14 protein-coding genes are annotated in these 13,185 nt (G+C 47.2%); 13 read left to right on the forward strand and 1 reads right to left on the reverse strand.

Features of this window, described 5'->3' with window-relative positions; translation table 11 throughout:
• Positions 1 to 58: 58 nt before the first annotated feature.
• From asnB to cimA, 4 genes are all read left to right on the forward strand, one after another.
• A complete protein-coding gene (gene asnB / locus ACFSUB_RS02635; protein ID WP_380711626.1) occupies positions 59 to 1,891 on the forward strand; it encodes an asparagine synthase (glutamine-hydrolyzing) in 1,833 nt (610 codons plus the stop codon).
• Between the two features lie 218 nt (positions 1,892 to 2,109).
• Positions 2,110 to 2,604, forward strand: coding sequence for a PTS sugar transporter subunit IIA (locus tag ACFSUB_RS02640; protein ID WP_380711627.1), 495 nt, complete (start codon positions 2,110 to 2,112; stop codon positions 2,602 to 2,604).
• A 50-nt stretch (positions 2,605 to 2,654) separates the two neighbouring features.
• The gene (locus ACFSUB_RS02645) at positions 2,655 to 3,488 is read left to right on the forward strand and encodes a PRD domain-containing protein (protein ID WP_380711628.1); all 834 of its coding nucleotides are present in this window, start codon (positions 2,655 to 2,657) and stop codon (positions 3,486 to 3,488) included.
• A 131-nt stretch (positions 3,489 to 3,619) separates the two neighbouring features.
• Positions 3,620 to 5,245, forward strand: a complete 1,626-nt coding sequence (cimA, locus tag ACFSUB_RS02650; RefSeq protein WP_380711629.1) for a citramalate synthase — start codon at positions 3,620 to 3,622, stop codon at positions 5,243 to 5,245.
• A gap of 120 nt (positions 5,246 to 5,365) precedes the next feature.
• Here the strand turns inward: cimA and ACFSUB_RS02655 are convergent, their stop codons facing one another.
• Entirely contained in the window at positions 5,366 to 6,199 is an 834-nt protein-coding gene (locus tag ACFSUB_RS02655) for an undecaprenyl-diphosphate phosphatase (RefSeq protein ID WP_380711630.1), read from the reverse strand.
• A gap of 199 nt (positions 6,200 to 6,398) precedes the next feature.
• Between ACFSUB_RS02655 and ACFSUB_RS02660 the strand changes: the two genes are divergently transcribed.
• From ACFSUB_RS02660 to ACFSUB_RS02700, 9 genes are all read left to right on the forward strand, one after another.
• Positions 6,399 to 6,926, forward strand: a complete 528-nt coding sequence (locus ACFSUB_RS02660; RefSeq protein WP_380711631.1) for a TlpA family protein disulfide reductase — start codon at positions 6,399 to 6,401, stop codon at positions 6,924 to 6,926.
• Between the two features lie 66 nt (positions 6,927 to 6,992).
• A complete protein-coding gene (locus tag ACFSUB_RS02665; RefSeq protein WP_380711632.1) occupies positions 6,993 to 8,084 on the forward strand; it encodes a DUF3866 family protein in 1,092 nt (363 codons plus the stop codon).
• Positions 8,074 to 8,607, forward strand: a complete 534-nt coding sequence (locus ACFSUB_RS02670) for an NUDIX hydrolase (RefSeq protein WP_380711633.1) — start codon at positions 8,074 to 8,076, stop codon at positions 8,605 to 8,607. The genes ACFSUB_RS02665 and ACFSUB_RS02670 overlap by 11 nt, the downstream gene beginning before the upstream one ends.
• Positions 8,608 to 8,685: 78 nt before the next feature.
• Positions 8,686 to 9,324: a stage II sporulation protein M gene (gene spoIIM / locus ACFSUB_RS02675; RefSeq protein WP_380711634.1), complete on the forward strand. Its 639-nt coding sequence runs from the start codon at positions 8,686 to 8,688 to the stop codon at positions 9,322 to 9,324.
• 114 nt (positions 9,325 to 9,438) lie between these two features.
• Positions 9,439 to 9,924, forward strand: coding sequence for a ferric iron uptake transcriptional regulator (fur, locus tag ACFSUB_RS02680; RefSeq protein ID WP_380713158.1), 486 nt, complete (start codon positions 9,439 to 9,441; stop codon positions 9,922 to 9,924).
• 125 nt (positions 9,925 to 10,049) lie between these two features.
• Positions 10,050 to 10,316: a DUF4227 family protein gene (locus tag ACFSUB_RS02685; RefSeq protein WP_380713159.1), complete on the forward strand. Its 267-nt coding sequence runs from the start codon at positions 10,050 to 10,052 to the stop codon at positions 10,314 to 10,316.
• A complete protein-coding gene (gene xerD / locus ACFSUB_RS02690) occupies positions 10,237 to 11,124 on the forward strand; it encodes a site-specific tyrosine recombinase XerD (protein ID WP_380713160.1) in 888 nt (295 codons plus the stop codon). Before ACFSUB_RS02685 ends, xerD begins: the two co-directional genes overlap by 80 nt.
• Positions 11,125 to 11,152: 28 nt before the next feature.
• Positions 11,153 to 12,355: a phosphopentomutase gene (gene deoB / locus ACFSUB_RS02695; RefSeq protein WP_380713161.1), complete on the forward strand. Its 1,203-nt coding sequence runs from the start codon at positions 11,153 to 11,155 to the stop codon at positions 12,353 to 12,355.
• Positions 12,352 to 13,185 (forward strand): purine-nucleoside phosphorylase, encoded by an 834-nt coding sequence (locus tag ACFSUB_RS02700; RefSeq protein WP_380711635.1) that lies wholly within the window; start codon positions 12,352 to 12,354, stop codon positions 13,183 to 13,185. The genes deoB and ACFSUB_RS02700 overlap by 4 nt, the downstream gene beginning before the upstream one ends.

Consider the following 13,185-nt stretch of genomic DNA (forward strand, 5'->3'; position numbering starts at 1 on the left):
TCCTGTCCCGCTCATACCATGCCAGAGAAGGAGAATTGGGCAGAAAGGGGTTATGGATATGTGCGGGATAACCGGATGGCTCTGTTTTAACAGGGATATGAGACAACACAGGAACGAACTGGAGAAAATGACAAATACCCTCCGTTTCAGGGGGCCGGATGATGAACAGACATACTTGTCCAGTCATATTGGGTTTGGACATACGCGCCTGATCATTATTGATCCGGAAGGCGGCCGCCAGCCAATGGCTGAACTTATCAACGACCGCCGTTTTGTCATTGTATATAACGGAGAACTTTATAACACTGACGAGGTGCGGCGGGAACTGCAGACACGAGGGCATTCGTTTTCCTCTCATTCGGACACTTCTGTTGTTCTGCACTCTTACGCGGAGTGGGGAGAGTCGTGTGTAGACAGATTAAACGGCATATTCGCCTTTGCTGTATGGAATGAAACCGAAGAAACATTATTTCTTGTGAGGGACCGGCTCGGCGTGAAGCCATTATTCTACACCGAAACAAAAAATGGTTTTATTTTCGGTTCGGAGATCAAAGCTCTTCTTGCCCATCCAGACGTCGAAGGAGCTGTTGATGAACGGGGACTTCTGGAACTGTTCAGCCTTGGACCTTCCCGGACGCCCGGCTGCGGTGTTTATAAAAATATTTATGAAGTGAAACCCGCGCATACAGTGGCCGTTTCCAGGCAGGGAACGAAAACCACCCGCTACTGGAATGTACAGAGTCTGCCACACAGGGATTCCATTGAGAATACGGCAGAAGCGGTTCGGCACTATCTTCATCAGGCTGCTGTCAAACAACTTGTATCTGATAAGCCGATCAGCACTTTTTTATCCGGGGGCCTTGATTCCAGTGCGTTAACCGCCTTTGCCGCCATGCATCATGAAGATGCACTTCAGACATTCTCCATCGACTATGAAGATAATGATAAATACTTTAAGGCGGATATGTTTCAGCCGGACAGTGACAGTTATTACATTAATCAGATGACAGAAACATTCAAAACTGCACACCATTACGAGGTACTGCCGGTGGATACTCTCGCTGAAAAGCTGGAAGAAGCTGTGTATGCGAGAGATTTACCCGGGATGGCTGACATCGATTCTTCCCTGTTATGGTTTTGCGGAAGGATTAAAAAGCAAGCATCCGCCGCTTTATCAGGGGAGTGTGCAGATGAAATATTCGGGGGATATCCGTGGTTTTACAAACGCGAACTTATGGAACGCGAAGGCTTTCCATGGATGGATTCCCTCCATGAACGGCAGTCTCTGCTCCATCCGGCCTGGCGGAAAAAGTTCGATCTAAAGGAATATGCTTATCAACGTTATAAGGAAACAATCGAGGAAACCCCGCTTTCAGGAGAGGAAGACAACGTGGAAAAGGCGCATAAGGAAATGTCCTGGCTGAACATGCAGTGGTTCATGCAGACTCTTCTTGAAAGAAAAGACCGGATGAGTATGAGAACCGGTCTTGAAGTGAGAGTTCCATTTGCCGACCATGAACTTGTACAGTATGTATGGAATATCCCGGCAGACTGGAAAAGACTTGGTGATACAGAAAAGGGTATACTGCGTAAAGCGCTTGAGCCTGTTCTGCCCGAAGATGTATTGTACCGGAAAAAAAACCCGTATCCCAAGACCCACAACCCCCGGTACGCCGAATTGATGACCTCTCAGTTAAATGAGGTTCTTCAAGACAAGGACGCCCCGCTCCATGAACTGATTGATCCTGACCGGCTGAAAGAACTTGTCTTTTCGGGAGGCTCCACGCTTTCCCGCCCGTGGTTCGGACAGCTCATGAAAGGACCACAGCTGCTCGCGTATTTTTGTCAGGTCAATACGTGGCTCAAAACGTATGATATCAAAATAAAATAAGAAAATGCATGACAACGGTTGAAAAGGGAAGGCCTGCGGGTCTTCTCTTATTTGAAACAAAATATTGGACGAACAGAAGGGGAACCTGTATAAATGAATCATTACGTATTGCCCTCTTTGACTGTTGTGATATAAGATAAAAATGCAGCATTAAAAGCTTATGTCAGCCAAAACGAATGAAAAGAGGGGAATTCATCCTCAGAAAGAGGTGAGAACCCATGTTAAAAAGGTTTTTTCGACATAACGATACAAAGACCGCTGTGATTACAGCTCCGGTCACAGGAACTTACATCGACCTCAAGGATGTCCCCGATCCTACTTTTTCCGAGAAAATGATGGGGGATGGCTTTGCGGTGGAACCGAAAGAGGGCAGACTCTCTTCTCCGGTGAAAGGGAGGGTCCTTCAGGTATTTCCGACTCATCAGGCTGTGGGCATTAAATCGGAGGAAGGATTGGATATTCTGCTTCACATCGGTCTGGAGACAGTGGATAGACATGGGGAAGGTTTTCATGTCTATGTACGGGAAGGACAGTTCGTGGAAACAGGCGACCCCCTTATCGATTTTTCCCTGGAACAAGTCGGAAAGAGGGCGAAAAGTGCAGTCACTCCGCTTATTTTGACGGAAAGTTCACAGATTGCTGCGATGGAATACAAAGAAGTAACCGAAGTGACAGCTGGTGAGACACAAGTGATAAGCGTGACAGTGAAATAAACAAGGGTTATTCCGGCTGAAGCTGGTATGACGTAAATGGAGAGGTCGACATGATCGTGCAGAAAGTCTTAAACCATAATGCAGCAGTGGTAATGGATAACGAGGAAGAGAAGGTTGCCATAGGTTCCGGTATAGCCTTTCAGAAAAAAAGGCATGATGCCATCGATCCGGAAAAGATCGAGAAACTTTTCGTGCTCTCCCGGAACCAGGATTCGACGTTCACTGACCTTCTTGAGAAGGCCGGCGATTGGGAAACCGGTATCATTCAGGATTTGGTATACTGGATGGAACAACATCTTGGTATTTATCTTGACAATCATTCCTATGCTCTTCTGTTTGATCATTTGATTCATCTGCTGAAACGTCTTTCAGAAGGCTCCCATATAGTAAATTATCTTCTGGAGGAAATCCAGACTTTATATCCGGATGCATTCCGTGCGGCGGAAAAAGCGGCCCGGAGGCTTGCCTGGAAGTCCGGATACTCGATTTCCTACGATGAAACAGGGTTTCTGGCGCTGCACCTGTATGCCGCTGACCGGAATAAAGCAACACCCGCGGGTGTGAGAGAACGCACCGCTATGCTGCACCGCATGATGACGGTGATGGAAGCATCCTTAAATACGATGTTTCCGCGGCGTACACTGGCATATGAAGGTCTTGTCAATCACCTGAACGTAGCCATTCAGACCGCTGAACATCAGGAAGAGCTTATGAAAGCACCGCCGGATATGGTGAACATGATGAAAGATAAATATCCGGCAAGTTGTGAGGCTGCCCGCCAGGCTGTACTGGTTCTGAAAGAGGAGAAGAAACTGACCATCCCTGAAGATGAAAGTGTGTACATAGCGATGCATCTGCAAAGGCTCTTGAACAAGAAAAGCTGATAAACCGGGCCTGGTTAAAAGCGGAAGGTGCCTGTAGGAGATAGTCAAGGAAACGTTCATATGCTATACTTGTGGTTATGATTTGACAAGTATCATCTGTTGAACACAGTACGCCAAGGGAGGGATGCTTTGTGGTTTCTCAAGTGAAACTATATGACACAACACTGCGCGACGGCACGCAGGGGGAAGGAATCAGCTTGTCGGTGGACGATAAACTGAAAATAGCCCGGAAACTGGATCAACTCGGTGTGAAATACATTGAAGGCGGATGGCCGGGAAGCAATCCAAAAGATATGAATTTTTTTGAAGAGGCCAAAAAGTTATCGCTTGAATCAGCAGTCGTTACTGCTTTTGGCAGTACGAGAAAACCCGGGGTGACAGCGGAGAACGATCCCAATCTTCAAAAAATACTGGAAAGTGAAGTGGAAGCAGTAGCAATATTTGGTAAATCGTGGGACTTCCACGTCGAGAAAGCACTGCAGACCTCTCTCGATGAGAACATCTCCATGATTTATGATTCCGTCCGTTTTCTGAAGGAAAAGGGGATGGAAGTCATATTTGATGCGGAACATTTTTTTGACGGGTATAAACATAATCGGGACTATGCCCTCAAGGCGCTCACGGCGGCTGAAGAAGCAGGGGCCGACTGTCTTGTTCTCTGTGACACAAATGGAGGGTCTCTGCCGTCGGAAATCGCCGGTATTTTGGACGTCGTACATGCCTGTACTACTATTCCCACAGGGATTCACTGTCATAATGATGGTGAGCTCGCAGTAGCCAATACTCTGGAAGCTGTAAAAGCAGGAGCCGAACATGTTCAGGGGACCATTAATGGATACGGGGAGCGCTGCGGCAATGCCAATCTTATTTCCATTATTCCGAACCTTCAGTTGAAAATGGGAATTCCCTGTCTTAATGATGAGAAAATATCCCAGCTGACAGAAACAGCTGTATATGTTCATGAGCTTGCCAACCAGACACCGCCGGACAGTCAGCCTTTCACCGGAAAAAGCGCTTTCGCCCATAAAGGCGGCATGCATGTCAGTGCCGTATTGAAACATCCTGAAACCTATGAACATATCGAACCTGAAACAATTGGTAATGAACGGAGAGTTCTTGTCTCTGAGCTGTCCGGGCAGAGCAATCTGATGTTTAAGGCAGAAGAACTCGGTATCCCGCTGGATAAAACAGACCCTGCTGTGAAAGATATCATGGAAAAAATGAAACAGATGGAGCATAAAGGCTACCAGTATGAAGCAGCGGAAGCATCGTTTGAGCTTTTAATACGAAATGGACTCGGTGAGAATCATGATTACTTCCACCTTGATCATTTCAAGATTATTGCTGAAAAAGAGAAGGAAGGCGCCATCAGTACAGAAGCGCTCGTTAAAATGGATATAAACGGAGAAAAAGTGATGACAGCTGCTGAAGGGAACGGCCCTGTCAATGCGCTCGATTTTGCACTCCGCAAAACGATAGGAGAATTTTATCCGCTTGTGCACGAAATGTATCTGTCAGACTATAAAGTCCGCGTGCTTGACGAAGCGGAAGCAACAGCTTCGACCGTCCGCGTATTGATCGAGTCTTCGGACGGAAAAGAAACGTGGAGCACTATTGGTGTTTCCGGAAACCTTGTGGAAGCGAGCTGGCAGGCACTTGTCGACAGTATCCGTTTTTATTTTATGAAACATTCCGACCGGCTGCAAAAGCTCGACGCACAGCCGGTACACCCGGGCCCCGGGCTGCAGAACCATTGATGGAAACAAACGAAAAACAGGATAGGTCTGGGAATGATTCCAGAAGAAAGATCCCGAATGACGAGACGCATTCGGGATCTTTCTTCGCAGATCTTAATAAACGCTGCTGCCTGTTACACCTCAGCCTGCCGGTGTGGACGGAATGTTGTCAATGAAAGTGATGGTAACAATGGCCAGCGCAAAGCAGTACAGGGCAAAATAGAGCAGCCTTCCGCTGTTGAGAAAGTTAATCAACCAGACGATGCCGATCCAGGATGTGACAAAGGAAGCCACAAAGGCAATCGCAAGCGGCACTGTACCTATGGAAGCCATTCCTCCGGCCGTTAAGTCTTCAAACGCAAGCACAGAGGATCCTGCAATAACCGGGATAGATAGTAAAAACGAATAACGGACCGCTGTTTTACGGTTCAGTCCGGCGTACAAAGCAGCAATCAAGGTACTGCCTGAACGGGAAATGCCCGGAATGACGGCGATCGTCTGGGCAAGTCCAACAATAATACTGTCCATAAATGTCATTTCTGTTTCTGTACGGGTCCCTATTTCATGGACTCTTTCAATCAGAATGAGAAAGACACCGGTCAATGTTAGAGCAGCAGCTATAAAAAGCGGTGTCTTCATTGTGCCGGCCAGGGCGTCTTCCAGAAAAATACCGAGAACCCCGGTGATGAAAGTGGCTGTTATAATGTAGAGACCGAAGAAAAATTCAGGTTTGTCCCCGGAACGCCGCTTCCTTATGTAACGAAAAAAAGTCCGGGTCAACTGGATGCAGTCGCGCCGGAAATACAGCACTACTGCAACGATGGAACCAAAATGGAGAATGACTTCAAATGACAGGCCGGAAAACGTGCGGCCAAAAAGAAACTGGGCAATAATGATATGGGCGGTGCTTGATATAGGGAGGAATTCTGAAATTCCCTGTACGATACCAAAAATAAGTGCTTCAAGTACACTCATAGATTCCACTCCTTACAGTTTACATTCCCGAAATAATCCATTGTTAGTTTAGCAGAACATCATGAAACAGGAAAGGTAAAATTAAATGGGAGTCAATCGTCAAATCCCAGTCACATTCCTATGATAGGAAAATGAAAGGAATGCTAGTAAAATAGAGTCGGGGATTGGCACTAAGATAGAAATGGAGGCTGACGAAGCGATGCTGCAGCGTAAATATATGACCATGCTTGTTCTCGGGGTCGCTGTTTTGGCGGTTGTCTACGTGTTGTTTTCCAGTATTTCTTTTCAAAAAGTCGGTGCTGAGGTCGGCAATGCAGCCCCGCGTTTTGAACTTCCAATGTATGATGGAAAAGAGGGCAGTTTGTCCGAATATGAAGGGGATGTCATTGTTTTAAATATGTGGGCGTCCTGGTGCAAGCCTTGTACTGAAGAAATCCCGGCCCTGATGGAATTTCAGGAAACGTACCGTGATCAGGGTGTGACCGTTCTCACAGTCAATATGAATTCATTTGAGCGGAGTCAGGATGATCCAAGAAAATTCGTTGACACCTATAATATGAGTCGTTCTCCGGCCATGATTGACCAAGAAGGGGAAGTGGCGGAACTGTATAATGTCCAGCGGCTTCCGACAACGTATATTATTGGACGTGACCGCACTGTTGTGGACAAAACCGTCGGACAGGTGGCATTGGATGATCTCGAGAAACTGGTGGAAAATGAACTGTAGCCGCTCCGGAAAATGATGGGAATATACAGCAGGGCACCACGTATAGTAATACCGGGGTGATGCATTTTGTACAAGGCACTCACGGTAAAGGTGACGGAGGTTCTGGAACAAAACGCAGATTACCAGAAGTTGAAAACAGATGGTGGATCGGGCAGAGCCTATTTGTATTTATGTTCCTTCCCCCCTGTCAAGAAGGGGGAATACGTAAAAGTCAACACAACAGCAGGGGTGCTTCGTCTTGGCACGGGTGGATGGGATATTGTCCTGTCCACCCGGCATGACAACTATATACTCCCGGGACGCGGCCATATTATGAAAGCACGCTACACCCCGTTTCAGCACAGTGTACACTCCGTTGATGACCCGCATCACCCGGATCACCATGTTTTTCAGCAGCCGTTTTCCCTGAAACGGTTTCCAGTCCTTCTTGCTGAACTTCACAGTATGCTGCCGATTCTTCTTGGTGCCGTTTCGATGGAGAATGAAAAACTCCACATTGGGGTGGTACTTTCGGATGAAGCATCTCTTGCCGCCGGGCTGAGTGATCATATGACGGAGTGGAAAAAACGCAGTAATATATGGGTGGTGACAGCAGGCCAGGCTTTCGGAGGCAAAGTGGAGGCGGTTAATGTAGTGAACGCGATGCAGTGGCTCACCCTCAAAAAAAGAGTCGATCTGCTGATTCTGTCTGTGGGGCCCGGTACGACAGGAACCAATACACCGTACGGATTCAGCGGTATGGCACTGGCCGAATGGGCCAACCTGACTGGTTCCCTGGAAGGCATGCCTTTCTGGGTCCCCCGTCTTTCGTTTCATGCAACGAGGAAACGCCATTACGGGCTGAGCTATCATACGATCACACCCCTCCATTCTTTTACGTATGCCTCTTCCACTCTTGTTCTTCCGAGTATGGAAAAACAAAAATGGGCGTACGTAAAACAGCAGCTTCACCCGCTGCATGAGAAGAAACATGTGACCATTGCTGAAGAGGGTATCAACAGTTGGTACGAAACCTGGCTTGAGTGGTACCAAGCAAACGGAAAACCGCTCATTTCCATGGGGGCCGGTGTCACCAGCGACCCCGATTTTATAAAGGGAGTTCTGGCGCCGCTTGCTTACATTTTACGAAAACAGGAGGCAAACAAAGATGGATTATGAAGAGAAAACGCTACATAAGGAATCGATTTATAACGGGAAGATTATAGATGTCTGCGTCCATGAGGTGCAGCTTCCGGACGGCCGCACAGGCAAACGCGAAGTAGTGAACCATCCCGGTGCGGTGGCCGTGATAGCACGTACACCTTCCGATAAAATCATTTTGGTGCGGCAGTACCGGAAAGCATTGGAGAAAGAACTGTTTGAAATACCTGCTGGTAAACTGGAGCCGGGGGAAGATCCTGAAATGTCCGCTTCCAGAGAACTGGAAGAAGAAACGGGGTATCGCGCACAAGGGTTGAAAAAAACAGCCTCTTTCTATACCTCACCCGGATTTGCGGATGAAATCATTCATCTTTATGAAGCGGAGCAGGTGACCAGAGGACAGACATCGACCGATGAGGATGAGTTTGTAGAATTGGTGGAAGTGTCACTGGAAGAAGCACAGGAGTTAATCAGGGAAGAAAAAATTCATGATGCCAAAACAATGTACGCTGTGCAGCATCTCATGCTCAGCCGGCGGTGAATAATAGAATGGGTAATAGAAGAGTCTCCCTCGTCATAGAGTAAGACAGGTCCGAAAAGCAGGGAGGCTCTTTCTTTTATGATAGAATCGGTGCATCTTTATTTCCGCAGGCATTGGATGGAATATCGTTCCCTGTACTGGTTTTCCATCGTATTGCTTTTTATGGGCGTTATGTTCGGCGCTATTCTCGTAAACAGCCTTACCATGGAGCTTAAAAATGATTTGAATGGCTTTGTCAGCCAATTCTTTTCCCAGTTTCAGGAAGGGGCGGACATGGCTCCACACCACATATTCCTTCAGAGTCTGTCCCGTCATGCCGGATATTTGATGCTCATGTGGGTGCTCGGGTTATCTGTGGCCGGTGTTCCTTTTATTTTGATTCTCTTATTTTTAAAAGGGGTGGTATCCGGCTTTACGATCGGTTTTCTCGTGCAGCAGATGGGAAGCGGAGGGTTTTTTCTCGCCTTCACGTCTATCTTTTTGCAGAATATGATTATCATACCTTCCTATATTATTATGGCGGTGGTTTCGATCAGTATTTCATTAAGCATGATTAAACACCTTTTCCAGCGGAAAAAATCAGTGCATGTACCCCGGGTGCTGTTGAAATCGGCAGCAGCGGCGGGTTGTCTGCTTATTGGTATATGTGGTGCGGCGGCTGTAGAAGGGTACATTTCCCCCGTTTTAATAAAAAGTGTGTTGAGCTGGATTAAATGATAATTATTATCATTTAATAATTAATATAAAGTAATTTCTGTTATCATTATCAATTGACACCTTTCTCAAAAATCCCTATAATTTATTATAGTTGATGTTAGAGGGAGGCTCATGATGGAACAGCGCATTGATCGGATCAAAAAACAACTCCATTCTCAAAGTTATAAGCTCACACCGCAGCGGGAAGCGACAGTCCGTGTACTTCTGGAAAATGAGAAAGACCACTTAAGTGCCGAAGACGTCTATCTGCTCGTGAAAGAAAAAGCCCCTGAGATTGGTCTTGCCACCGTATACCGCACATTGGAACTACTCAATGAGCTGGAAGTTGTCGATAAAATTAATTTTGGCGACGGCGTATCAAGGTATGACCTGCGTAAAGAGGGCGCCGACCATTTTCATCACCATCTCGTCTGTATTGAATGCGGATCGGTTGATGAAATTCAGGAAGATCTTCTGGGCGATGTGGAGAAAGTAGTGGAGTCGAACTGGAATTTTAAAATCAAGGATCACCGTCTTACCTTTCACGGCGTGTGCCACCGCTGTCTTGAACAGGAAAAAAAAGACGAAGAACATACCGGCAAAGAAACCAACGAAGCATGATAAAAACCTTTTCACCGGGAAGAGGTTTTTATTTTTTTAGGTATAATCTTTCTTTCATTCAGAGAAGATGTTTTTTAGATTGAAAGAAAGGAAGATTATAATTGGGAAAAACCTTGTCACACATCATGGAGGCTTTTAAAATTTTTATTGTTTTCAGTGCGTGTCTTCTCACCTTCTATTATGGTATTATATGGTTAAGTGAAACATATGAAGGGGATGATCGGCTCCGGAAAACGGAAACGGACGCCAGACAGGTATGGAACGGTGATGCTTTTCTGCCGGTCTGTAACCAGGAAAAGGATGGGAATGCAGTTGAAGACGGATCTACTCGATTTTATTCATTACTGTCAGGTGGAAAAGGGACTTGCGGAGAATACCCTCCGCTCTTATGAAAGGGATCTCGGGCAGTACATTGATTATCTGACGGAGCATAACATCACGCATGTACAGAATATCGAACGTTCCTGGATCGTTGAATTTCTGCATCATTTAAAAGAAAATGGACGTTCATCGTCCACCATCGCCAGAACCATTTCTTCCATCCGGGCTTTTCATCAGTTTCTGCTTCGGGAACAGAGAACAGTAAAGGATCCTTCTGAGCTTATTGAACTTCCTAAAAGCGGAAAAAAACTTCCGGACGTATTATCCACAGCAGACATAGAAGCTCTTTTGAACCAGGCGGGAGGGACAACCTCCTTTGCCAGACGGAATAAGGCGATGCTTGAACTGATGTATGCCACGGGGCTCCGGGTCAGTGAACTGTGCAGCCTGGAAACCGGGGATATTCATCTGCAGATGGGCTTTGTACACTGTCTTGGAAAAGGAAATAAAGAACGTATCATTCCACTTGGCAAAACGGCCGCCGATGCCGTTGAAGAATACGTGCAAAGAGCGAGACCGGCTTTAATGAAGAAGAAAAGGCATGATGTGCTGTTTGTGAACCATCATGGAAACAAGCTCTCCAGGCAGGGTTTCTGGAAAATACTTAAAGAATCGGCAGCGAAAGCGGGGGTCCAGAAGTCACTGACTCCTCACACCCTGCGCCATTCCTTTGCGACCCATCTTCTTGAGAATGGCGCAGATCTGAGAGCTGTGCAGGAGATGCTGGGGCATGCAGATATTTCTGCTACACAGATTTACACGCATGTCTCCAACAGGAAACTAAAAGACGTTTATCTGCACTACCACCCCAGAGCATAAAGAAAGAAGGAGAGGAAGGAACATGAACATGACACACGATTCATTTCAAAGAATATTTCTCATTGTGATGGATTCCGTTGGTATAGGAGAGGCGCCGGATGCTGCTGAGTACGGGGATTCTGGAGCGGATACGCTCGGCCACACTGCTGAGCACTGTAACGGACTCCGGATGCCGGCGATGGAACAGCTTGGACTTGGAAACATTAAAAGGGCGGAAGGCATTCATCCGGTAGCCCGTTCCGCAGCTTCTTACGGAATAATGCAGGAAGCTTCCAACAGTAAAGATACCATGACCGGTCACTGGGAAATCATGGGCCTTCACATCAGTGAACCGTTCCGCACGTTTCTGGACGGTTTCCCGGATGAATTGATTCAACAGCTTGAAGAAGTATCAGAAAGAAGCGTTATTGGAAATAAAGTAGCTTCCGGTACGGAAATCATTAAAGAACTCGGGGAAGAACATATGGAAACCGGTGCGTTGATTGTGTATACGTCTGCGGACTCGGTTCTTCAGATTGCAGCACACGAAGAAATAGTGCCGGTGGAAGAACTGCACCGTATCTGTGAAAAAGCAAGAGAACTCACATATGAAGCCCCTTATATGATCGGCCGGGTGATTGCAAGACCTTTCACCGGCAGTCCGGGTGAGTTTGAACGCACATCCAACCGCCATGATTATGCGCTGAAACCGTTTGGCCGGACGGTGATGAATGAATTGAAAGATGCCGGTCTGGACAGCATTGCCATCGGTAAAATAAGTGATATTTATGATGGAGAAGGGATTACAAAAGCGGTACGGACAGATTCCAATGCGGACGGAATGGACAAGATTACTGAGTCTGCAAAAGAAGACTTTCATGGTATCAGCTTTTTAAACCTGGTCGATTTCGATGCCAAATTTGGACACCGCCGCGATCCAGAAGGTTACGGCCGGGCACTCGAGGAATATGACTCCCGTCTTCCGGCGCTCCTTGACGAGATGAGAGAAGATGATCTGCTTATTATTACAGCGGACCACGGCAACGATCCGGTGCACCACGGTACCGATCATACCCGCGAAATTGTACCGCTTATTGCCTATACCAAACGGGCGGCATACGGAGATGATCTGGGACGCCGGATGACGTTTGCCGACATCGGGGCCACCATCGCCGACAACTTCCGGATTACGCTGCCGGAACACGGAAACAGTTTCTTACATCAGATACATGAATCAGGAGGGCAAAAATGACAACGAAACACCTTTTGGAAGAATCTTCAAACTATATCCGGCAACAGCTGGACATCACTCCCAAAACGGGGCTTATTCTCGGGTCGGGACTCGGTGTTCTGGCTGAGGAAATAGAAGACGCGGTAAAAATTCCTTACGAAGACATTCCAGGGTTCCCTGTCTCAACCGTAGAGGGGCATGCCGGACAGCTGGTTGCCGGTACACTGCAGGGCCGAGAAGTCATTGCTATGCAGGGCCGTTTTCATTATTACGAAGGTTATACTCTTCAGGACGTAACGTTCCCTGTACGCGTGATGCGCAGTGCCGGCGTAGAGAATCTGCTTGTCACCAACGCCGCAGGCAGTGTTAATGAAGCGTTCTCTCCCGGGAATTTGATGATCATTAAAGATCATCTGAACCTGCTCGGTGATAACCCGCTCATCGGAAAAAATGATGAATCCATCGGACCGCGGTTTCCCGATTTATCGTCGGCTTATTCGCCGGCCCTGATAGACACGGCGAAATCCGCCGCTTCCTCCCTGGGAATTACGCTGCAGGAAGGCGTATATGCTGCCAATACAGGGCCCGCATACGAAACACCGGCTGAGGTGAAAATGATTCGGACACTGGGTGCGGATGCAGTCGGCATGTCCACCGTTCCCGAGGTCATCTCAGCAAACCACGCGGGCATGAAGGTTCTTGGCATTTCGTGCCTCTCCAATATGGCAGCAGGCATACTGGACCAGCCGCTCAGTCATAGTGAAGTGATCGAAACGACTGAAAAGGTACGGGGAGATTTTCTGCAGCTGATGAAAGAAATCATAGGACGACTCGAAAAAGGAGACGAATAA

The organism is Salibacterium lacus (assembly GCF_042684865.1).
GTDB classification, from domain to species: Bacteria; Bacillota; Bacilli; order Bacillales; family Marinococcaceae; genus Salibacterium; species Salibacterium lacus.